The sequence below is a fragment of the Paraburkholderia sp. J8-2 genome (assembly GCF_905220195.1).
In the GTDB taxonomy this organism is placed as follows: domain Bacteria; phylum Pseudomonadota; class Gammaproteobacteria; order Burkholderiales; family Burkholderiaceae; genus Paraburkholderia.
This window is the reverse complement of the sequence record NZ_CAJMZA010000015.1, coordinates 83,459-104,999: the sequence shown is the minus strand read 5'-3', so window position 1 is coordinate 104,999 and position 21,541 is coordinate 83,459. Positions and strand designations below refer to the sequence as shown.

Sequence of the window (21,541 nt, the reverse complement as noted above, 5' to 3'; positions counted from 1 at the left end):
TTTGGCTTCCTATGTATCTATCCGTGTCTATCCAGACGGCTCAAACCCAGCCGAATGCGGCGAGCGCCATGTCGATCAGCTTGATGCACGGGAACGGCAGCAGGATGCCGCCGAGGCCGTAGACCAGCAGATTGCGGCGCAACAGCGTCGCCGCGCCGAGCGGCCGGTACTTCACGCCCTTGAGCGCGAGCGGAATCAGCATCACGATGATGAGCGCGTTGAAGATCACCGCCGAGAGGATCGCCGACGAAGGCGACGTGAGGTGCATGACATCGAGCACGCGCAGTTGCGGATACGTCGAAGCGAACGCCGCCGGGATGATCGCGAAGTACTTCGCAACGTCGTTGGCGATCGAGAACGTCGTGAGCGAGCCGCGCGTCATGAGCATCTGCTTGCCGATCTCCACGATCTCGATGAGCTTGGTCGGGTTCGAATCGAGGTCGACCATGTTGCCCGCTTCCTTCGCGGCCTGGGTGCCCGTGTTCATCGCCACGGCCACGTCGGCCTGCGCGAGCGCCGGGGCGTCGTTGGTGCCGTCGCCCGTCATCGCCACGAGCTTGCCCTGCGCCTGGTGCTCGCGGATCGTCGCGAGCTTGGTTTCGGGCGTGGCTTGCGCGAGGAAGTCGTCCACGCCGGCTTCGGCGGCGATCGCGGCGGCGGTCAGGCGGTTGTCGCCCGTCACCATCACGGTCTTGATGCCCATCTTGCGCAGCTCGGCGAAACGCTCCTTGATGCCGCCCTTCACCACGTCCTTCAACTCGATCACGCCAAGCACGCGCGCGGTGCCGTCGTGCATTTCGGCCACCACGAGCGGCGTGCTGCCACGGCGCGCCACGTCGTCCACGGCGTTGTCGACTTCGCCGGGGAAACGGCCGCCGTGTGCTTCGACATAATGCTTCACCGCGTCGGCGGCGCCCTTGCGGATTTCGCGACCCGGCATGTCCACGCCGCTCATGCGCGTTTGCGCGCTGAACGCGAGGAACACGGCGTGCAGCGCGTGCATGTCGCGCTGGCGAATGTTGAAGCGCTGCTTCGCGAGCACGACGATGCTGCGGCCTTCCGGCGTTTCGTCGGCGAGCGACGACAGTTGCGCGGCGTCCGCGAGCGCTTCTTCGCTCACGCCCGGCGCGGGAATGAACATCGACGCCTGACGGTTGCCGAGCGTGATCGTGCCGGTCTTGTCGAGCAGCAGCACGTCCACGTCGCCGGCGGCTTCCACCGCGCGGCCCGACGTCGCGATCACGTTGGCCTGCATCATGCGGCTCATGCCGGCCACGCCGATGGCCGAAAGCAGACCGCCAATGGTCGTCGGAATCAGACAGACGAGCAGCGCAACGAGCGCCGTGATCGTGACCACATGGCCCATCTTCGCCGCTTCGACCGAGAACATCGAGAACGGCAGCAGCGTCGCGGTGGCGAGCAGCAGCACGATGGAGAGCGCAACGAGCAGGATCGTGAGCGCGATTTCGTTGGGCGTCTTCTGGCGCTTCGCGCCTTCGACCATCGCGATCATGCGGTCGAGGAAGGCTTCGCCGGGGTTCGCCGTCACGCGCACGACGATCCAGTCGGAGAGCACGCGCGTGCCGCCCGTCACCGAAGAAAAGTCGCCGCCCGACTCGCGGATCACCGGCGCCGATTCGCCCGTAATGGCCGATTCGTCCACCGATGCCACGCCTTCGATCACTTCGCCGTCTGCGGGAATCGTGTCGCCGGTCTCGACCAGCACCACGTCGCCGCGGCGCAGGTCGGAAGCCGTCATGATGCGGATCGGCGCCTTCGGATGCGGCTCGTTGAGCTTCTTGGCCATCACGTCTTTCTTGGCCTGGCGCAGCGATGCGGCCTGCGCCTTCGAACGCCCTTCGGCGAGCGCTTCCGCGAAGTTCGCGAACAGCACCGTGAACCAGAGCCAGAGCGCGACCGCGAGGATGAACCCCGCGGGCGCCTCGGCCTGGCCCACGAGCGCCGCAATCCAGAGGATCGTCGTGAGCACGCTGCCCACGTACACGCAGAACATCACCGGGTTGCGCAACTGCGTGCGCGGATTGAGTTTTCGGAATGAGTCCACGACAGCCGGACGCACCAGCGCCGGATCGAACATGGACCGAGTTGCACTATGCTGATTCATTTTCGTTTCGCTCATGTTGCGAAGGCCCCCGTTCAATGCACGCCCATCATGATCAGATGCTCGACGCCGGGACCGAGCGCGAGCGCGGGCACATACGTGAGCGCGCCGACCAGCAGCACCGTGCCGAGCAGCAGCACGACGAAGAGCGGGCCATGCGTGGGCAGCGTGCCGCCCGTCACCGCAATGCGCTTCTTGCTCGCCAGCGACCCCGCGATGGCGAGCACCGGGATGATCGTGCCGAAGCGGCCGAACCACATCGCAATCGCGAGCAGCCAGTTGTAGAACGGCGTGCTCACGGTCAGGCCGGCGAATGCGCTGCCGTTGTTGTTGGCCGCCGAGCTGAACGCATACAGGATCTCGGAGAAGCCATGCGCGCCCGGATTGGCGATACCGGCCTTGCCCGCCTCCGAGAGCACGGCGATCGAGGTGCCGAGCAGCACGAGCAACGGCGTGAGCAGCACGACGATCGACACCATCTTCATCTCGAACGACTCGATCTTCTTGCCGACGTATTCCGGCGTGCGGCCGATCATGAGCCCCGCCACGAACACCGCGAGCAGCGCGAACACGAGCATGCCGTAGAGACCCGAACCGACACCGCCGAAGATCACCTCGCCAAGCTGGATGAAGAGCATCGGGACGAGGCCGCCGAGCGGCGTGAGCGAGTCGTGCGCCGCGTTCACGGCGCCGCACGAGGCGGCCGTGGTGGCGACGACGAAGATGCCCGTTTGCGCGATGCCAAAGCGCGTTTCCTTGCCTTCCATGTTGCCGCCCGCCTGCAGCGCGCTTGCGTGCTGGTCGACGTTGAGCGACGTGAACATCGGATTGCCCGCCTGCTCGGCGGACAACACGCCGCCCACGGCCACGGCGAACGCGACCGTCATCACCGCGAGCACGGCCACGCCCTGCCTGCGGTCGCCGACCACGTTGCCGAACACGAGACACAGCGCAGCCGGAATGATCAGGATCGCCAACATTTCGATGACGTTCGAGACCGGCGTGGGGTTCTCGTACGGATGCGCCGAGTTCGCATTGAAGAAGCCGCCGCCGTTGGTGCCGAGCATCTTGATCGCGACCTGCGAGGCGACCGGGCCCATGGCGAGCGTTTGCGACGTGACCTTCGTGTCGACCGTTTCAGGATTGCCCTTCGCGTCTTTCACCGGGTTGCCCTGGGCGTCGAGCTTCGGCGCGGCGTAGGTCGTGGTTTGCAGCACCGGCACGTCCTGATACGCCTTGAAGTTCTGGATCATGCCCTGGCTCATCAGGAGCGCGGCGACGATCGCCGCCATCGGCACGAGGATGTAGAGCGTCGTGCGCGTGAGGTCGACCCAGAAGTTGCCGATGGTCTGCATCGAGTGGCGTGAAAAGCCGCGAATCAACGCAATCACGACGACGATGCCCGTCGCTGCAGAAAGGAAGTTCTGCACGGTGAGACCGAGCATCTGCGTGAGATAGCTCACGGTCTGCTCGGGCGAGTAGTCCTGCCAGTTGGTGTTGGTGACGAAGCTCACGGCCGTGTTGAACGCGCCGTCCACCGTCATCGGGCCGAACTGCTGCGGGTTGCCAGGCAGCCAGCCCTGAATGCGCAGCAGCACATAAAGAAAGCCCACGCCGAGCACGTTGAACGAGATGGTGGCGAGCGCATAGCGCTTCCAGTTCATCTCGGACTGCGGGTCGACGCCGGCTACGCGATAGAGCAGGTTTTCGAGTGGCGCGAACAGGCGCACGACGCGCGAGCGCCCGTCGAGCACGCGTGTCATGTAGCCCGAGACAGGCACCGCGAGCGCGAGCAGGATGACGATGAAAAGCCCCGCCTGGAGCAGCGTGTTGGCGTTCATTCGATATCCTCCGCGCGCAGCAGCGCATGGACGAGATAGACGAACAGCAACAGCGTTGCCGCCCCCGATAGCCAGAAGATCCAGGTCATGGGCGCACCCCCTTCGCACCTTGATCGCGGCGGTACTGCATCAACTTCTCGCAGCCCGCGATCAACGCGTATGTGAGCGCGGCGAAAACCACCAGCCCCCCGATATACAGCACATCCATTGTCGTGTTCTCCATTCGCGGATGACGGATGGCTGAAAGTTACCCGCTACGGCATTAAATCCGGATCAAAGGTTTTGGCGCGCGTATAAAAAACGCGTAAACGCGGGGGGCGCGGAAAGAAAAAAGGCGCGCAACATGGGCGTTGCGCGCCTTTTGGGTCGTGGTGACGGCGTAAAGAAGCGAAAAGGAACGTAAATGGTCGAGTCAATACGCGGGCGCCGATGGCTCGCGCCAAGCGACGCAACAGTGCATCAATTTTTACGTCACGGGATCAGGACAGTCGACCCCGTGGTCTTGCGCGCTTCGAGATCGGCGTGTGCCTGGCCGACGTCCTTGAGCGCATAGCGCTGGTTGATCGACGTCTTGACCTTGCCCGAAGCGACCACGTCGAACAGTTCGGCGGACATCGCTTCGTAGTCGGCGCGCTTCGCGATATACGTGAAGAGCGTCGGGCGCGTGAAGAACAACGAGCCGCGCCCCGCGAACTCCGACGAATCGATCGGCGGCAGCGGGCCCGACGCATTGCCGAAGCTCACGAACAAGCCGAGCGGCGCGAGGCAATCGAGCGATTTCGTGTAGGTATCCTTACCGATCGAGTCGTACACCACGGGCACGCCCGCGCCGTTCGTGATCTCGCGCACGCGTGCCGTGAAGTCTTCGCGCGTGTAGACAATCGGATGGTCGCAGCCGTGCGCCTTCGCGATCTCGGCCTTTTCGTCCGAGCCCACGGTGCCGATCACGGTCGCACCCAGTGCCTTTGCCCACTGGCACACGAGCAGACCCACGCCGCCCGCCGCCGCCTGGATGAGGATGGTGTCGCCGGCCTTCACGCGATACGTGCCGCGCAGCAGGTATTGCGCCGTGAGGCCCTGGAGCATGATCGAGGCCGCCGCTTCATCGCTGATCGCGTCGGGCAGCTTGATCACCTGGTCGGCGCGCAGCACGCGCTCCTGAGCGTAGGCGCCGGGCGGGCGCGCGACGTACGCCACGCGGTCGCCCACCTTCAGCGCGCTCACGCCTTGTCCCACCGCCGTCACCTCGCCGGCCGCCTCCATGCCGAGGCCGGCCGGCAGCGGCTGCGGATAAAGCCCGGTGCGGAAATACACGTCGATGTAATTGAGGCCGCACGCGCTCTGGCGCAAACGCACCTCGCCCTCGCCCGGCTCGCCCACGTCGACGTCCACCCACTTCATTACTTCGGGGCCGCCGGCTTTGTCGTATCGGATTGCCTTGGTCATCACGTCTCCTTGGTGTTGTCCTGGCTAGCTGTTTTCCACCTGCATGGCGCGTCGCGCCCGCGCGGGTCGGACCGCGAATCAGACCACAAATCAGGCCGCGTTTTTCTGGCGCAGCGTGAGCACGTCGAGGAGCATGCGCGCCGTCGAGATATTCGTCGCGCACGGCACGTCGTGCACGTCGCACGCGCGCACGAGCGCGTTGATGTCGGGTTCGTGCGGCTGCGGCGTCATCGGGTCGCGCAGGAAAATCACGATGTCGACGTTGCCTTCCGCAAGCCGCGCGCCGATCTGCAGGTCGCCGCCGTGCGGGCCCGACAGCATGCGCTCGACGTTGATGCCCGTCGCGGCCTCGATGCGCGAGCCGGTCGTGCCGGTCGCGATGATCTCGCAGTGGCGCAGCGTCTCGACGTACTCGCTCGCGAGTTTGACGATGTCGTCCTTCTTGTGGTCGTGCGCGATCAGTGCGACGCGGGTTGGCATGGCGTAAGTCTCCTTGACGTATGGGTTGCGTGCTTGATAGTCGTAATGCGTGTGGTGACGCGGCGCGAGGGCGCCGCGGCTGCCCGTAAGCTGACTCAGTAGGTGCCCGGATAAGCCCCGCCGTCGATCAGCCAGTTTTGCCCGGTGATATAGCCCGCGTGCACGCTGCACAGGAACGCGCAGGCGCGCCCGAATTCGTCGGACGTACCGAAACGTCCGGCCGGAATTGCCTTCATGCGGCGCGCACGCGCTTCTTCTTCCGAAATATGGCTCGCCTTCGCCTGCGCGACGATGGTGGCCTGAATGCGGTCGGTGTCGAATGCGCCGGGCAGCAAGTTGTTGATCGTGACGCCAGTGGCGGCGACCTGGCGCGCCACGCCCGCGACGAAGCCCGTCAGGCCCGAGCGCGCGCCGTTCGAGAGGCCGAGCACGTCGATCGGCGCCTTCACCGAGGAGCTCGTGATGTTGACGATGCGCCCGAAGCCGCGCGCGATCATGGCGTCGATAGTGGACTGGATCAGCGCGATCGGCGTGAGCATGTTCGCTTCGAGCGCCGCGATCCACGCCTCGTGCGTGTACGTGCGGAAGTCGCCCGGCGGCGGGCCGCCCGCGTTGTTCACGAGAATGTCGGGCGACGGGCAGGCGGCGAGCGCGGCGGCGCGGCCCGCTTCCGTGGTGATGTCGCAAGCCACGGCCTTCACGTCCACGCCCGTGCTCTTGCGGATATGCGCGGCGGTTTCCTCCAGCGTCTGCGCGGTGCGCGCGACGATCGTCACGTTGACGCCTTCGGCGGCGAGCGCCTCGGCGCAGCCGCGCCCCAGTCCCTTGCTGGCCGCGCACACCAGTGCGTTGCGTCCTGCGATGCCCATGTCCATTGTTTTCGTGTCCTTTTTGCGTGGATGACCGTCCTGTGACAGGGCGGACACGGCCAGACCTTGCGCCGCCCCGCCCCGCGACCTTTTTGGGATTCTAGAAGAATCGGGCGCGGCGCGTGGAAGGCCGATGGCGGCGAAGCCCGTCAGCCGTGCGCGAAGCGGCGTCGCAACGCGCCATGCGCGCGCCGGTACGCGCGTGCTTACCGTATACTTGCGGCTGTAGCGCGGCCCGGCGCCTTCGCAAGCCACGAGCGCTTGCCGCGCGCGGCGGGCCGTGCTCGCCGCAACCGTACAGCCCGGGCGCGCAGCGCCGGGCTCGCGCGGCAGCGGCACGACCGATTCCCCGATTCCCTTGCAGCCTTGTGCGCCCCGCCATGAAACAGGACAGCCGTTTCCCGAATCTCTTCATCCTCGATCACCCGCTGATCCAGCACAAGCTCACGCATATGCGCGACAAGGACACGTCCACGCGCACGTTCCGCGAGTTGCTGCGCGAGATCACGCTGCTGATGGGCTATGAAATCACGCGCGACCTGCCCGTCGCATCGCGCCGCGTGAAGACGCCGCTCGTCGAAGTCGACGCGCCCGTGATTGCGGGCAAGAAGCTCGCCATCGTGCCGGTGCTGCGTGCGGGCGTGGGCATGTCCGACGGCCTGCTCGAGCTGGTGCCCTCCGCGCGTGTCGGCCATATCGGCGTGTACCGCGCCGACGACCATCGCCCGGTCGAATATCTCGTGCGCCTGCCCGACCTCGAGGACCGCACCTTCATCCTGTGCGATCCGATGGTCGCGACCGGCTACTCGGCGGCGCACGCGATCGACGTGCTCAAGCGCCGCGGCGTGCCCGGCGAGCGCATCCTGTTCCTTGCACTGGTGGCCGCGCCCGAGGGCGTGGACGTGTTCCAGAAGGCGCACCCGGACGTGAAACTCTACGTGGCGTCGCTCGACTCGCATCTGAACGAGCACGCCTACATCATTCCGGGCCTCGGCGACGCAGGCGACCGGCTGTTCGGCACGAAGAACTAAGACCGGCACCACCGTTGCATCGGGGCGGCCGGCGGGACTGGCCGCCCTCACCCCCTCCCTGCCTTCTGCGGACATCCCGATCCCGCCCCCTATGTACCCTGCGCGGCCGGCGCAACCTGCCATCGCCTGACGCCCCGTCACGTAGGCAGGCGAAGCCGGACGGTCCCGGCGTGATAAAATTCAGATCCACCTGAACGGGCGCTGCGTCCCGTCCTGCCGGCACATCTTGCCGCACAGGCTTTACGCGAGAAGTGCGAGAGAGGCGAGAGGCGCGCGAAGCATCACGCGCGCCGCGCGAACGACGCACGAAGACCGCGCCCGGGAACATCGCAGCGACAACAGCACATTGCACACTGCACGCGCACGGCGCGTGAGACGGAGAAAGGTATGGCGGGTCATTCGAAATGGGCCAACATCAAGCACAAGAAGGCTGCTGCTGACGCGAAGCGCGGCAAGGTCTGGACGCGGCTCATCAAGGAAATCCAGGTCGCGGCGCGCATGGGCGGCGGCGACGCCGACACGAACCCGCGCCTGCGTCTGGCCGTCGACAAGGCGTACGACGCCAACATGCCCAAGGACAACATCAACCGCGCCATCCAGCGCGGCGTGGGCGGCGTCGACGGCGCGAACTACGAGGAAATCCGCTACGAAGGCTACGGCATCGGCGGCGCGGCCGTCATCGTCGACACGATGACCGACAACCGCACCCGCACGGTCGCGGAAGTACGCCACGCGTTCTCGAAGTTCGGCGGCAACATGGGCACGGACGGCTCCGTTGCGTTCATGTTCGATCACGTCGGCCAGTTCGTGTTCGCGCCGGGCACGCCCGAGGACGAACTCATGAACGCCGCGCTCGAAGCCGGCGCCGACGACGTCGTGACGAACGAAGACGGCTCGATCGAAGTGGTCTGCCCGCCGTTCGACTTCACGAAGGTCAAGACCGCGCTCGAAGCCGCGGGCTTCAAGGCGGAAATGGCCGAAGTCACCATGAAGCCGCAAAACGAGGTCGAATTCACGGGCGACGACGCCGTGAAGATGCAAAAGCTGCTCGACGCCCTCGAAAACCTGGACGATGTCCAGGACGTGTACACCAACGCGTCGATCGCCGAGGAATAAGGCGTCGGCCCGGGAGGCCGCGCATGGGCGGCGCTTAGGCTCTGCTTAGGCCCTGCTCACGCCCCGCCTCCTGCAAGCGATTTTCACGGCCGGCGCACTGTGCGCCGGCCGCAACTGTTTCTGGTCTTGGTCTTTCGGGGATTCTCATGAAGTTACTCGTCGTCGGTTCTGGCGGCCGCGAACATGCGCTGGCGTGGAAGCTCGCGCAGGCGCCGCGCGTGCAGCTCGTCTACGTCGCACCCGGTAATGGCGGCACCGCGCAGGACGAGCGGCTCGCCAACGTCGACATCACGGACATCCACGAGCTCGCCGATTTCGCCGAGCGCGAAGGCGTCGCCCTCACCGTGGTCGGCCCGGAAGCGCCGCTCGCCGCGGGCATCGTCAACGTGTTCCGCCAGCGCGGCCTGAAGGTGTTCGGCCCGTCGAAGGAAGCCGCGCAGCTCGAAAGCTCGAAGGACTTCGCCAAGGCGTTCATGAAGCGCCACAACATCCCGACCGCCGCGTACGAGACGTTCTCCGACGCGACGGCCGCGCACGCCTACGTCGAGAAGAACGGCGCGCCCATCGTCATCAAGGCCGACGGCCTCGCTGCCGGCAAGGGCGTGGTCGTGGCGATGTCGCTGGAAGAAGCGCATCAGGCCATCGACATGATGCTCGCCGACAACAAGCTCGGCGACGCCGGCGCGCGCGTGGTGATCGAAGAGTTCCTGGCAGGCGAAGAAGCGAGCTTCATCGTCATGGTGGACGGCAAGCACGTGCTCGCGCTCGCCTCGAGCCAGGACCACAAGCGCCTGCAGGACGGCGACCAGGGCCCGAACACGGGCGGCATGGGCGCCTACTCGCCCGCGCCCATCGTCACGCCGCAACTGCACGCCCGCGTGATGCGCGAAATCATCCTGCCGACCGTGGCGGGCATGGAGAAGGAAGGCATCCGCTACACGGGCTTCCTCTACGCCGGCCTCATGATCGACGCGCAAGGCAACCCGAAGACGCTCGAATTCAACTGCCGCATGGGCGACCCGGAAACGCAGCCGATCATGGCGCGCCTGAAGGGCGACTTTTCGAAGGTCGTGGAGCACGCCATTGCCGGCACGCTCAACCAGGTCGAGCTCGAATGGGACCGCCGCACGGCGCTGGGCGTCGTGCTCGCCGCGCACAACTATCCGGACACGCCGCGCAAGGGCGACCGCATCAGCGACATCCCGGCCGAGACCGCCGATTCGGTCACGTTCCACGCGGGCACGCAGATGGTGGACGGCAAGCTCGTGACCTCGGGCGGCCGCGTGCTGTGCGTGGTCGGTCTCGCCGATTCGGTGCGCAGCGCGCAGAACGTGGCATACGAGACCGTGAACCGCATCTCGTTCGACGGCATGCAGTATCGCAACGACATCGGCTATCGCGCCGCGGGGCGCAAGCAGTAAGCACAGCGCTTGCCTGGGGCCGCGAGCATGAATGCGGCCCCAAATGAAACGAATGGCCGTGTGCAGCCGCCCGGCTGCGCGCCGCAGTCACCGCACCACGGCTTTTTCGTCTAACCGCTTACGCTCGCCTAAAGTTGTCCAACGCGAGCAAACCAGCGCAGCAGCCTGAGCGTGCTTAGCACGCAGCCCACGCGGGCGCCGTTGGCGCCGGACGTCGCGCCAATCGGCGCTACACTGCCGCTGTCAGGCCGCCCAGGGCGGTTTATCCGAAAAACCGACGAATAGCCCAACGAATAACCCGATTCCAGCGTCCGCACGCTGCCGTCCCCATTTGATCGATGACCGATTCCCCTAACAGCGCCTCCCCCGACAGTGCCGCCGTCCGCGCCTGGCTGGCCAGCCTGCAGACGCAGATCGCCGACACGCTCGGCGCCTTCGACGGCACGCCGTTCGCCACGGACAACTGGCAGCGCGGGCCCGGCGAAAAGCTGCGTGGCGGCGGTTGCACGCGCATCATCGAAGGCGGCCAGTTCTTCGAGCGTGGGGGTATCGGCTTTTCCGACGTTTCCGGCGACGCCCTGCCGCCGTCGGCCACGGCAGCGCGACCCGAACTCAACGGCCGCGGCTTCGAGGCGATGGGCGTTTCGCTCGTGCTGCATCCGCGCAATCCGTATTGCCCGACGGTGCACATGAACGTGCGCATGCTGCTCGCCACCAAGGCAGGCGAGGCGCCGGTGTTCTGGTTCGGCGGCGGCATGGATCTCACGCCCTACTACGGCTTCGAGGAAGACGCGCAGCACTTCCACCGCGTGTGCCGCGACGCGCTCGCGCCCTATGGCGCGGACCTCTACCCGCGCTTCAAGCGCTGGTGCGACGACTACTTCTTCCTGAAGCACCGCAACGAAGCGCGCGGCGTGGGCGGCATTTTCTTCGACGACTACGCCACGGGCGGCTTCGACGAGGCGTTCGCAATGCTGCGCAGCGTCGGCGATGGCTTCCTGAAGGCGTATCTGCCGATCATCGAAAAACGGCGCGCCACGCCCTACGGCGAAGCCGAGCGCGAATTCCAGGCGTACCGGCGCGGGCGCTACGTCGAATTCAATCTGGTCTGGGACCGCGGCACGCATTTCGGCCTGCAAAGCGGCGGCCGCACGGAGTCGATCCTGATGTCGATGCCGCCGGGCGCCACCTGGCGCTACGACTGGCAGCCGCAGCCCGGCACGCCGGAAGCGCGCCTCTACAGCGACTTCCTGCCCGTGCGCGACTGGGTCTGACGCCGTGACGCAAGCTTTCACCGTCCCGCCCAACGCGCTCGAGAGGCGCGTCGGGCTACTCGGCGGCACCTTCGATCCGATCCACGAGGGCCACCTCGCGCTCGCGCGCCATTTTGCGCGCGTGCTGGGCCTGAACGAGCTGATCCTGCTGCCGGCCGGCCAGCCGTGGCAAAAGCCGGGCGTGACCGCGGCGCAGCATCGGCTCGCCATGACGCGCGCCGCAGCCGCGTCGCTCGCGTTGCCGGGCGTCACGGTGACGGTGGACGCCGACGAAATCGAGCACAACGGTCCGACCTACACGGTCGAAACGCTGCGCCGCTGGCGCGCAAAAAGCGAAAGCAACGGCGCCGCCGCGCTCACGCTGCTAATGGGCGCCGATCAATTGCTGCACCTCGATTCCTGGCACGAATGGCGCGAGCTTTTCGCGCTTGCGCATCTGGGCGTGGCGAGCCGTCCGGGCTTCGACTTCGCGGCGCTGCCGCCCGAGGTCGCGCGCGAGGCCGCCGCGCGCCGCGCGGGCGCCGCCGCGCTTGCGGCAACGCCGCATGGCCACTTGCTGGTCGACGACACGCTCGCGCTCGACGTTTCGGCGACCGAAATCCGGCGCGACCTGCCGGCCTGCGTGGCGAGCGGGCAACGTCGCGGCACCGCCGCCGACAAGCTTCCCGCAGCCGTGTGGGACTATATCCTTCAACATCATCTCTATCTGCAACACGAGTAACTATGGACATCCGCAAACTTCAACGCGCCATCGTCGACGGTCTCGAAGACGTCAAGGCACAAGACATTCGCGTCTTCAACACGAGCCATCTGACTGAGCTGTTCGACCGCGTGGTCGTCGCGAGCGGCACCTCGAACCGCCAGACCAAGGCGCTCGCCAACAGCGTGCGCGAGAAGGTCAAGGAAGCCGGTGGCGACATCGTGAGCACCGAAGGCGAGGACATCGGCGAATGGGTGCTCGTGGATTGCGGCGACGCGGTCGTCCACATCCTCCAGCCCGCGCTGCGCCAGTACTACAACCTCGAGGAAATCTGGGGCGACAAGCCGGTGCGCGTGAAGCTCGCGACCAACACGGGCTTCGTGGGCGCACGCGCAAGCGAGCCGATGGACGACGAGGACGAAGACGAGGAAGCCGCGCCGGCCGTGAAGAAGCCCGCGCGCAAGACTGCAGCGCGTAAGACCGCGAAGTAAGCGCAGCGCGCTTACGAACGACAATCGTCACGCACGATGAAACTGCATATCGTCGCCGTCGGCCACAAGATGCCGGACTGGATCGCCGAGGGCTTCGAGGAATATACGAAGCGCATGCCGCCGGAGCTGCGCATCGAGCTGCGCGAGGTGAAGCCCGAGCAGCGTTCGTCGGGCCGCTCCGCCGAGAGCGTCATGGCAGCCGAGCGCGTGCGCATCGAAGCTGCGCTGCCCAAGAATGCGCGCATCGTCGCGCTCGACGAACGCGGCAAGGACTGGACCACGATGCAGCTCGCGAAGGCGCTGCCGCTCTGGCAGCAGGACGGCCGCGACGTGGCGTTCCTGATCGGCGGCGCGGACGGGCTCGATCCCGAGCTCAAGTCGCGCGCCGACACGCTCCTGCGCCTCTCGTCCCTCACACTGCCGCATGCGATGGTGCGCGTGCTGCTCGCCGAGCAGCTTTACCGCGCGTGGACCATCACGCAGAATCACCCCTATCATCGCGTGTGATGCAGGTGTAAAGCGCGCCCGCGCCGCTTTTGGTCGTGCGCCTGCGGCCCGCTTTTGGCCCGCTTTTGGCCCGCCAATGGCCCATTGAGCCCCGCTCAAGCCCCGGAAAGCAGGCGCGCACGTCAACCCGAAGTCCGTAACGACAAAGACGCTCCGATGCCCACCAACGCGCCCTATCCGTTCGTCTATCTCGCCTCGCAAAGCCCGCGCCGCCAGGAACTGCTGCAGCAGCTCGGCGTGCGCTTCGAGTTGCTGCTGCCGCGTCCCGACGAAGACGCCGAAGCGCTCGAAACCGCGCTGCCCGGCGAGCAAGCCGCCGTCTATGTCGAGCGCGTGTGCGCCGCGAAGGCAGACGCCGCCCGCGCGCGCCTCGTCGCGGGCGCGCACAAGCATGCGCCGATTCTCACCGCCGACACCACGGTCTCCATCGACGGCCATATTCTCGGCAAGCCGCACGACGCCGCCGATGCCTATGCGATGCTCGAACGCCTGGCCGGCCGCGAGCACGAAGTGCTCACGGCGGTGGCCGTGGTGAACGCCGAAGGCGTGTGCCTGCCGGTCGCGGTCTCGCGTTCGCATGTGCGCTTCGCGGCTGCGCTGCCCGCTGCGATCGCGCGTTACGTGGCGAGCGGCGAGCCGTTCGGCAAGGCCGGCGCGTACGGCATCCAGGGCCGCGCGGCGGAATTCGTCGAGCGAATCGACGGGTCCTATTCGGGTATCATGGGTTTGCCATTATTCGAAACGGCCGCCCTCCTGCGCGCCGCGGGCATCGACTTCTAGAACAAATCATGAACGAAGAAATCCTGATCAACGTCACGCCCCAGGAGACGCGCGTCGCATTGGTCCAGCAAGGCGCAGTACAGGAGCTTCACGTCGAGCGCACGCTGTCGCGCGGGCGCGTCGGCAACGTCTATCTCGGCAAGGTCGTGCGCGTGCTGCCGGGCATGCAGTCCGCGTTCATCGACATCGGTCTCGAGCGTGCCGCCTTCCTTCATGTGGCCGACATCTGGCATCCGCGCATTGCCGGCGAAGCGCATGCGCCCGTGCATCATCAGCCGATCGAAAAGACCGTGTTCGAAGGGCAAACGCTCATGGTGCAGGTCGTGAAGGATCCGATCGGCACGAAGGGCGCACGGCTTTCCACGCAGGTGAGCATTGCGGGGCGCACGCTGGTCTATTTGCCGCAGGAGCCGCACATCGGCATCTCGCAGAAGATCGAGAGCGAGGCCGAGCGCGAAGCGGTGCGCGCGCGCCTCACGGCCGTGCTGCCCGCCGATGAAAAAGGCGGCTATATCGTGCGCACGATCGCCGAAGACGCCACGAGCGAAGAACTCGCAGCAGACGTCGCGTATCTGCGCAAGACGTGGGCGACGATACTCGCGCAGGCGCAGCGCTTGCCCGCCACGAGCCTGCTCTATCAGGACCTGAATCTCTCGCAGCGCGTGCTGCGCGACTTCGTGAACGACGAGACCTCGCGCATTCAGGTCGATTCGCGCGAAACGTTCCAGAGGCTCACGGAGTTCGCCACCGAATTCACGCCCGCCGTGCTGCCGAAGCTGCATCACTACTCGGGCGAGCGGCCGCTCTTCGACCTCTACAACATCGAGGCCGAAATCCAGCGCGCGCTCTCGCGCCGCGTGGACCTCAAGTCGGGCGGTTACCTCGTGATCGACCAGACCGAGGCGATGACGACCATCGACGTGAATACGGGCGGCTATGTGGGCGCGCGCAACTTCGACGACACGATCTTCAAGACGAATCTCGAAGCGGCGCATACGATCGCGCGGCAATTGCGTCTGCGCAATCTGGGCGGCGTCATCATCATCGACTTCATCGACATGGAAAATGTCGAACATCGCGACCAGGTGCTCGGCGAACTGAAGAAGGCGCTCTCGCGCGACCGCACGCGCGTGACCGTAAACGGCTTCTCGCAACTGGGGCTCGTGGAGATGACACGCAAGCGCACGCGCGAATCGCTTGCGCATGTACTGTGCGAGCCGTGCCCGACTTGTCTCGGCAAGGGGCAAGTGAAGACCGCGCGCACGGTTTGCTACGACGTGCTGCGCGAGATTCTGCGCGAGTCGCGGCAGTTCAACCCGCGCGAGTTTCGCGTGGTCGCTTCACAGCAGGTCATCGACCTCTTTCTCGAGGAAGAGTCGCAGCATCTCGCGATGTTGATCGACTTCATCGGCAAGCCGGTTTCGCTGCAGGTGGAGTCGAATTTGAGTCAGGAACAGTACGACATCGTGCTCATGTAGCGCGACGTTGCAGGCATCACCGGAGCACCGCAGTTGAACCACCAGCGCGTCACCATCGAACAGATTGGCGAATTCGACGAGATCGTCGACGTACGGACGCCGCTCGAATTTGCCGAGGACCACGTTCCCGGCGCGATCAACGCGCCCGTGCTCAGCAACGAGGAGCGCGTGATCGTCGGGACGATGTACAAGGACTCGCCGTTCGAGGCAACGCGCGTGGGCGCCGCCATGGTGGCGCGCAACATCGCCATGCATCTCGATACGCTGTTCGCCGACCGTCCGCGCAACTGGCGTCCGCTCATCTATTGCTGGCGCGGCGGCAAGCGTTCCGGATCGATGACAGCGTGGTTCAACATGATCGGCTGGCGCGCGCGTCAGCTCGAGGGGGGCTACAAGGCGTACCGGCACACCGTCGTGGAGGCGCTCGGCACGTTGCCCGGAGCGTTTCGCTATATCGTGCTGGCCGGTCCGACCGGCAGCGGCAAGACGCGCCTGTTAAAGGCGCTGGGACAAGCCAACGCGCAGATGCTCGATCTCGAAGCGCTTGCCGCGCATCGCGGTTCGCTGCTGGGCGCGCTGCCCACGCGAGCGCAGCCCTCGCAGAAGTCGTTCGACACGGCACTCGTCCAGACGCTGCGCGCCTTCGACGCCACGCGCCCCGTGTTCGTCGAGGCGGAGAGCCGGCGCATCGGCGCCATCACGCTGCCGCCCGCGCTCGTGGACCGTTTGCACGCCGCGCCCTGTGTCGTACTCGATGTGGCGCGCGAGGAGCGGATCGACTTGCTGCTCGAGGAGTACGGACACCTGTTCGACGAGCGCACGTATTTCCAGGAGCAACTGAACAAGCTCACGCCGCTGCATGGGCGCGAGCGCATCGAATCGTGGTGCAAGCTGCTCGGCGAAAATCGCAGGGCCGAGCTTTACGAGGCGCTGGTCGCTCAGCACTACGATCCCGCCTACACGCGCAGCACGCGGCGCCACTTCGCGAGGCTCGAGAAATCGCTGCACTTCGCATTCCAGCCGATGAAGGGCGACACGCTCGCTCAAGCCCGCACGCTGCTCGCACAACTCGAGGAAACGTCATACGCGGCAGAACCCGCGGGCAGCGAAGCCGAAGCGCCTCGCGCCGTTTGACGTATTCCCTGCCCTTCGCGTGCTTCACAATAAACGCGCGCGCCGCGATGGCTTAGCGCGAGTACATCGCGTTCCAGTCTTCAGGCGAAACCGTGGCGCGGCCGCCCGTTTGCGAGGCGTTCGCCACGCCGCCGTAGCTGCTGTTTGCACCATTCAATGCGGCGACCTTCGCCTGGGCGGACTGAATCGCTTCGGGATAATGGGCGTTGTCGCCATCGCCGACGCGATAACCTACTTGCTGAAGCTGCACGAGTTCGGCGCGCACCTGGGCGCGGGTGATGGTCGAGTGCGACTGCGCGAACGAAGCGGTGGGAAGAGCGGCAGCGGCAACAACGGCGGCAACAGCAACGGCTTGAATCAGGGACTTCATGGAAACGACCTCCAGTTGGATCAGGCGGTCGACGTGCGACGGTATGTGCATGCGACCGATGTACGCATCGTATGCTTGTGACTCCCTAGGGTTAACCCTTGGAAATCTAAGGCACTGTTCCAAATCGAGGCAAAGTCGGCGCGATTCATCGCCGAAGGGCTCAGCCGGCGCCTCGGCGCCAGCCGGCTCCCTTGGGACAACACAGCGTTAGCGCGATGACTTGCGCGGCGCGGCGCTGTCAGGCAACGAAGCGGTGTGCTGAAGCTGCGCGGGCAAATCGGGCTCCCACGCTTCGAGGTCTTGTGTCGGATAAAGGCCGAACGCGTACATGACCCGCTTCAGACGGCTCTTGAAGTTGGGCCGCGGCACGTTGGGAAGCGTGCCCGGCGCGGCGTCGGCCGTGCGGGCCATGTAGTTGTACTTGAAATCGCGCTGCGTCACGCCCCACTTCATGAGGAACTCGCGGCCGCCGCGATTGCGGCGAATGCGTCCTGTCGTGCGGCAGCCGAAATGGTAGACACGGCTCGCGCCAACCGAGCGGAACGTGCGGCAGCCGACCAGCCAGAGCTTCATCAGAAAGTCGTCGTCGCTGCTCATGCCGGGCCCGAACTCGATGCTGTAGCCACCCACCCGCAGCCAGAGTTCGCGGCTCACGAGCGTCGGCTGCAGTGCGATGCCGTTGCGGTCGGCGGTGTTCATCTTCGCGGCGAACTCGAGTAGTCCCGCCTCGTTGAAGTCGGCAGGACCGGTGCCGAAATGAGCGACCGTCACGAGGTTGTTGCCCGTGTCGGTCGGCTCGATGATCTGCGAGGCGAGATAGGCGGGCGCCGCGCCGATTTCGCGCAATGCATCGACGAAGGCCGAATCCCAACCGGGCGTACAGAACATGTCGTCGTTCATGAACAGGATCCACTCGCTCGAGGCGAGGCGCGCCACATCGTTCACGGCGAGGCATACGCCCACGTTGCCCTTGCTCCACGTATGGCGGATGCCCTGTTCGCGAACCCAGTCGAGCGTACCGTCGCTGCCGTCGTTCACGTGCACGAGAATCTCGTGCTCGTACGCGGAGTGGCGCCGGATGCTGTCGACGCACAGTTTGAGGTACGGCAGGTTATTCCAGGTCGGGATCAGAATGCTGAACATGAAGATTAGCCCTATAAAGGGTCTGAGCGAAGCATGACGAGAAACGCGATATTGTACGCACGCCCGGACGTGCCGTAGAAGTTCATACCTCACGATGCCGCGCAGGACGCCGCCCCTGATTATTTGCGCAGCATGCGAGCAAATATCATGGAATAATAAGCGGTTACTTCAAATAACAACTAAACCCGTGTTTCAGCAGACCAACTCAAACACTTCGTGGGTTTCGCCGGCAAGCTGGTTCGATCACGCCGTATCCCGGTCCTGCACGATTCCCTATCAGGGCGTGCCTTACGAGCCGGAAGCGTTTCTTCGCAGCACCAGTCGCCTCAAGATCGCGAAGAAATACCTGCATAAGCAGTTTCTTCTGAAGGCGCACGGCCAGACGCGCCTCGAACAGGCGCATCTGGACGCTTCGCAGCGAATCCTGTGGGTCTATGCCAAACGCAACTTCGGCGACGCGACGATGGACATGGCCGGCCGCGCGCTGCTCAAGGGCCTGGGTGTGCGCATCGATCTGCTCGCGCTGCCGTCGCTCGTACCGCTGTTCAGCGAAGACGACGTATTCGGCAAGGTCTACGGCGACCCCAGTGAGGTCGATGCGAGCCGCTACGACGCGATTCTGCTCTCCGAGTACAACCTGCCCTCAATCCGCATCAAGACCCAGCACTTCGCGAAGCTGCCCTACGCGGGCCTGTTCCGTTACTTCAACGGGCCCGACCGCAACCAGACCGGCTTCAGCTTCGCGAGCGTGAACGACGTGTTCTCGCTCGGCCACGACGCCGGCACGCTCGCCGCGCTCAGCAAGCCTTATCTCGCCAGCAAGCCCGCAACGCGCGAATCCGTGCGCGCGCTCTTGCCCGCGCGTCCGTTCATCGCGCTCGCGGCGGGTGGCGTGGACCCCGATCGCACCTACAACCGCTGGTCCGAAGTCATCGAATTGTTGAGCAAGTACGACAACGCGAGTGCCGCGAAGGAAATCGTCGTGCTCGGTTCGGACAACGGCACGGAAATCGCACAGCAGTTGTGCGCGAGCGCGCCCGCGAACGTGCGCATCCGCTCGCTGACCGGCAAGCTCGCGTTCCTTCAGGCACGCGAGATCGTTGCGCACGCCGAGCTGTTCCTGGGCGCGGACGGCGGCCTGATGCACGTCGCCCACACCACGCAAACGCCGAGCGTTTCGCTGTTCAGGCATCAAGAGCCGCCCTCCCTGCGCTTGACCGAAGCCTGCCGATCCATCGGCCTGCAGGGCGGTGGCAACGTCGACACCATCCCGCCCGCGCAGGTCGTGGGCGCAGTGTTGCGCCAACTCGCCGCGCTCGTCCCCGCAACGGCGCCCGCCGCCGCCTGATCGCCCCAAACAGGGCTCCTCAAGCTCACGCCGCGCACCAGCGCGGTTTCATGACGGTGGCGCGCCCAAACTCGCGCGCCGCCGTCATGGTCCATGCGGGTCAGGCCGCGCTCTGCTGATACTGGATCTTGTGCAGGTGCGCGTACATGCCGCCCTTCGTGAGCAGTTCCTGGTGCGTGCCCGATTCGACGATATGGCCGCCATCCATCACGAGGATGCGGTTCGCACGCTCGATCGTCGAGAGACGGTGCGCGATCACGAGCGTCGTGCGGCCGCGCATCAGCGTTTCCAGCGCCGCCTGCACGTGGCGCTCCGATTCCGAATCGAGCGCCGAGGTCGCCTCGTCGAGAATCAGGATCGGCGCGTCCTTGTAGATCGCACGGGCAATCGCCAGGCGCTGGCGCTGGCCGCCCGAGAACTTCATGCCGTTGTCGCCGACCAGCGTGTCCATGCCTTCGGGCAGGGCCGAGATCGTCTCCCACAGGTTGGCGGCGCGCAGCGCGCGTTCCACGCGCTCGCGGTCGGCCGTCTGGCCATAGGCAACGTTGTTCGCGACCGTATCGTTGAACAGCACCACGTCCTGGCTCACCATCGCGATCTGGTTGCGCAGCGCATGCACGTCGTAGTCGGCGATCGATACGCCGTCGACCATCACCTGCCCGCCGCTCGGATCGAAAAAGCGCGGCAGCAGGTTCACGAGCGTGGTCTTGCCGCTGCCCGACGGGCCCGCGAGCGCCACCATTTCGCCGGGATTGATGCGAAACGACACATGGTCGAGCGTCACGCGATGGCTCGCGCCATAGGCGAACGACACGTCGCGGAACTCCACCTCGCCGCGCGCGCGTTCGAGCGGCAAGCCGCCGCCGGCGGCCTCGGGCGGCTCGTCGATGAGCCCGAAGATCAGCTCGGCCGCGGTCATGCCGCGCTGCAGCGGCTGGTTCACGTCGATCAGATGCTTGAGGGGCGAGATCACGAGCAGCATCGACGTGACGAACGCCACGAAACCGCCAACCGTCGTCTGGTCGTTCGAGGCCTGCACGACCGCAATGGTGATGACGATCGCCAGCGCGATCGAAGCGAGGAATTGCGTAAGCGGCTGCGCGAGCCCGCCCGAGACCGTCATGCGCATCTGGTAGCCGCGCAGGCGCTTGCTCATCTCGCCAAAGCGGTCCTTTTCGTATTGCTCGCCGTTATGAACCTTGACGACCTTGTAGCCGCCCACCGTCTCCTCGACGATATAGGACAAGTCGTTCGTGAGCATCTGATGCTCGCGGTTCAGCCGACGCAGACGCCGGTTGATCTTGCTGACGAGCCAGCCGATGGCCGGCAGCAGCACCGCGACGATCAACGTGAGCCGCCAGTTCAGATAGAACAGGTAGCCGAGCAGGAAGATGACTGTGAGCGAGTCGCGCACGATCGTGACGAGCACGCTGAGCAGCACGCCGAGAATCTGGTTGACCTCGAACACGATCGCGTTGATGACCGTGCTCGCAGTTTCGCGCTGGAAGAAGCCGACGCTCGCATGAATCATGCGCTCGAACATCTTGAGCCGCAGCGCGAGCAGCACGCGGTTCGACACGTACTGCAGCAAGTAACCGGACGCGTATTGCGCGAGGCCGCGTACGAGCGCCAGCCCGATCACCGCGGTGGGCACCAGCCATTTCGCTTTCGGGTCGCCGCGCGTGCCGAAGCCGTGATCGAGCAGCGGCTTGAGCAGCGCGGGAATGCCGGCTTCGGTGGCGGCCACCACGGCCATCGCGATCACGCCTGCGAGGAGCACCCACATTAGCGGCTTCACATACGGCCACAGCCGCCGGCCAATCACGATCGGCGACGACTTGGTGTCGGAGCCGATCGGCTTGCTCAAGGTTGATCTCTCGCTCAAAATTTCCTCGAAAAAAATGCGGGTAATCTGCCCGCCCCCCGGCAAACAGGTACGCCATTGTAAACGTTCGGCCCAGGGGGCGAGGTATCCGCCCGGCCGGTGCCT

General features: G+C 65.6%; 21 protein-coding genes. 11 read left to right on the top strand and 10 right to left on the bottom strand.

The genetic code is table 11. The features are described 5' to 3' along the window. Positions 1–40: 40 nt before the first annotated feature. The 7 genes from kdpB to U5A52_RS27155 all read right to left on the bottom strand — a co-directional run bounded on the left by kdpB (position 41) and on the right by U5A52_RS27155 (position 6,764). A complete protein-coding gene (gene kdpB, locus U5A52_RS27185; protein ID WP_321936835.1) occupies positions 41–2,125 on the bottom strand; it encodes a potassium-transporting ATPase subunit KdpB in 2,085 nt (694 codons plus the stop codon). A gap of 32 nt (positions 2,126–2,157) precedes the next feature. Further along, positions 2,158–3,963 carry a potassium-transporting ATPase subunit KdpA gene (gene kdpA, locus U5A52_RS27180; protein WP_321936834.1) on the bottom strand — a complete coding sequence of 602 codons (1,806 nt, stop codon included), beginning with the start codon at positions 3,961–3,963 and terminating at the stop codon, positions 2,158–2,160. Beyond that, on the bottom strand, positions 3,960–4,052 hold the full coding sequence (kdpF, locus tag U5A52_RS27175) for a K(+)-transporting ATPase subunit F (protein WP_027819619.1): 93 nt from the start codon (positions 4,050–4,052) through the stop codon (positions 3,960–3,962). Before kdpF ends, kdpA begins: the two co-directional genes overlap by 4 nt. Further along, positions 4,049–4,171: a potassium ABC transporter ATPase gene (locus U5A52_RS27170; protein WP_069265305.1), complete on the bottom strand. Its 123-nt coding sequence runs from the start codon at positions 4,169–4,171 to the stop codon at positions 4,049–4,051. Before U5A52_RS27170 ends, kdpF begins: the two co-directional genes overlap by 4 nt. A gap of 263 nt (positions 4,172–4,434) precedes the next feature. Next, complete coding sequence (locus U5A52_RS27165) at positions 4,435–5,409, bottom strand: quinone oxidoreductase (RefSeq protein ID WP_321936833.1); 975 nt, start codon at positions 5,407–5,409, stop codon at positions 4,435–4,437. A gap of 90 nt (positions 5,410–5,499) precedes the next feature. Beyond that, a complete protein-coding gene (locus U5A52_RS27160; protein WP_321914694.1) occupies positions 5,500–5,889 on the bottom strand; it encodes a methylglyoxal synthase in 390 nt (129 codons plus the stop codon). A 95-nt stretch (positions 5,890–5,984) separates the two neighbouring features. After that, positions 5,985–6,764, bottom strand: coding sequence for an SDR family oxidoreductase (locus tag U5A52_RS27155; protein WP_321936832.1), 780 nt, complete (start codon positions 6,762–6,764; stop codon positions 5,985–5,987). A 374-nt stretch (positions 6,765–7,138) separates the two neighbouring features. Here U5A52_RS27155 and upp point away from each other — a divergent pair, with 374 nt between their 5' ends. The 10 genes from upp (at position 7,139) to mnmH (ending at position 16,690) form a co-directional block, all read left to right on the top strand. Next, on the top strand, positions 7,139–7,789 hold the full coding sequence (gene upp / locus U5A52_RS27150) for a uracil phosphoribosyltransferase (protein ID WP_158757360.1): 651 nt from the start codon (positions 7,139–7,141) through the stop codon (positions 7,787–7,789). 387 nt (positions 7,790–8,176) lie between these two features. Further along, positions 8,177–8,905, top strand: a complete 729-nt coding sequence (locus U5A52_RS27145; protein WP_112174299.1) for a YebC/PmpR family DNA-binding transcriptional regulator — start codon at positions 8,177–8,179, stop codon at positions 8,903–8,905. Between the two features lie 146 nt (positions 8,906–9,051). Beyond that, a complete protein-coding gene (gene purD, locus U5A52_RS27140; protein ID WP_321914696.1) occupies positions 9,052–10,326 on the top strand; it encodes a phosphoribosylamine--glycine ligase in 1,275 nt (424 codons plus the stop codon). A 338-nt stretch (positions 10,327–10,664) separates the two neighbouring features. Beyond that, positions 10,665–11,600 carry an oxygen-dependent coproporphyrinogen oxidase gene (hemF, locus tag U5A52_RS27135; RefSeq protein WP_321936831.1) on the top strand — a complete coding sequence of 312 codons (936 nt, stop codon included), beginning with the start codon at positions 10,665–10,667 and terminating at the stop codon, positions 11,598–11,600. A 4-nt stretch (positions 11,601–11,604) separates the two neighbouring features. Then, positions 11,605–12,321: a nicotinate-nucleotide adenylyltransferase gene (locus tag U5A52_RS27130; protein WP_321914698.1), complete on the top strand. Its 717-nt coding sequence runs from the start codon at positions 11,605–11,607 to the stop codon at positions 12,319–12,321. A 2-nt stretch (positions 12,322–12,323) separates the two neighbouring features. Next, the gene (gene rsfS / locus U5A52_RS27125; protein ID WP_321914699.1) at positions 12,324–12,791 is read left to right on the top strand and encodes a ribosome silencing factor; all 468 of its coding nucleotides are present in this window, start codon (positions 12,324–12,326) and stop codon (positions 12,789–12,791) included. Positions 12,792–12,827: 36 nt separating this feature from the next. After that, complete coding sequence (gene rlmH, locus U5A52_RS27120; protein WP_321914700.1) at positions 12,828–13,298, top strand: 23S rRNA (pseudouridine(1915)-N(3))-methyltransferase RlmH; 471 nt, start codon at positions 12,828–12,830, stop codon at positions 13,296–13,298. Positions 13,299–13,454: 156 nt separating this feature from the next. After that, positions 13,455–14,078: a Maf family protein gene (locus tag U5A52_RS27115; RefSeq protein ID WP_321914701.1), complete on the top strand. Its 624-nt coding sequence runs from the start codon at positions 13,455–13,457 to the stop codon at positions 14,076–14,078. Positions 14,079–14,086: 8 nt separating this feature from the next. Next, positions 14,087–15,556 (top strand): ribonuclease G, encoded by a 1,470-nt coding sequence (gene rng / locus U5A52_RS27110; protein WP_321936830.1) that lies wholly within the window; start codon positions 14,087–14,089, stop codon positions 15,554–15,556. Between the two features lie 33 nt (positions 15,557–15,589). Beyond that, complete coding sequence (mnmH, locus tag U5A52_RS27105; protein WP_321936829.1) at positions 15,590–16,690, top strand: tRNA 2-selenouridine(34) synthase MnmH; 1,101 nt, start codon at positions 15,590–15,592, stop codon at positions 16,688–16,690. Between the two features lie 52 nt (positions 16,691–16,742). Here mnmH and U5A52_RS27100 read toward each other — a convergent pair whose 3' ends face one another. Together U5A52_RS27100 and U5A52_RS27095 are read right to left on the bottom strand one after the other, a co-directional pair. Continuing rightward, a complete protein-coding gene (locus U5A52_RS27100) occupies positions 16,743–17,060 on the bottom strand; it encodes a DUF4148 domain-containing protein (RefSeq protein WP_321914705.1) in 318 nt (105 codons plus the stop codon). A gap of 207 nt (positions 17,061–17,267) precedes the next feature. After that, a complete protein-coding gene (locus U5A52_RS27095; RefSeq protein ID WP_321936828.1) occupies positions 17,268–18,203 on the bottom strand; it encodes a glycosyltransferase family 2 protein in 936 nt (311 codons plus the stop codon). Positions 18,204–18,390: 187 nt separating this feature from the next. Here U5A52_RS27095 and U5A52_RS27090 point away from each other — a divergent pair, with 187 nt between their 5' ends. Next, a complete protein-coding gene (locus tag U5A52_RS27090) occupies positions 18,391–19,551 on the top strand; it encodes a glycosyltransferase family 9 protein (RefSeq protein ID WP_321936827.1) in 1,161 nt (386 codons plus the stop codon). A 100-nt stretch (positions 19,552–19,651) separates the two neighbouring features. Here the strand turns inward: U5A52_RS27090 and msbA are convergent, their stop codons facing one another. Beyond that, positions 19,652–21,436 carry a lipid A export permease/ATP-binding protein MsbA gene (gene msbA / locus U5A52_RS27085; protein ID WP_321914708.1) on the bottom strand — a complete coding sequence of 595 codons (1,785 nt, stop codon included), beginning with the start codon at positions 21,434–21,436 and terminating at the stop codon, positions 19,652–19,654. Between the last annotated feature and the right edge of the window lie 105 nt (positions 21,437–21,541).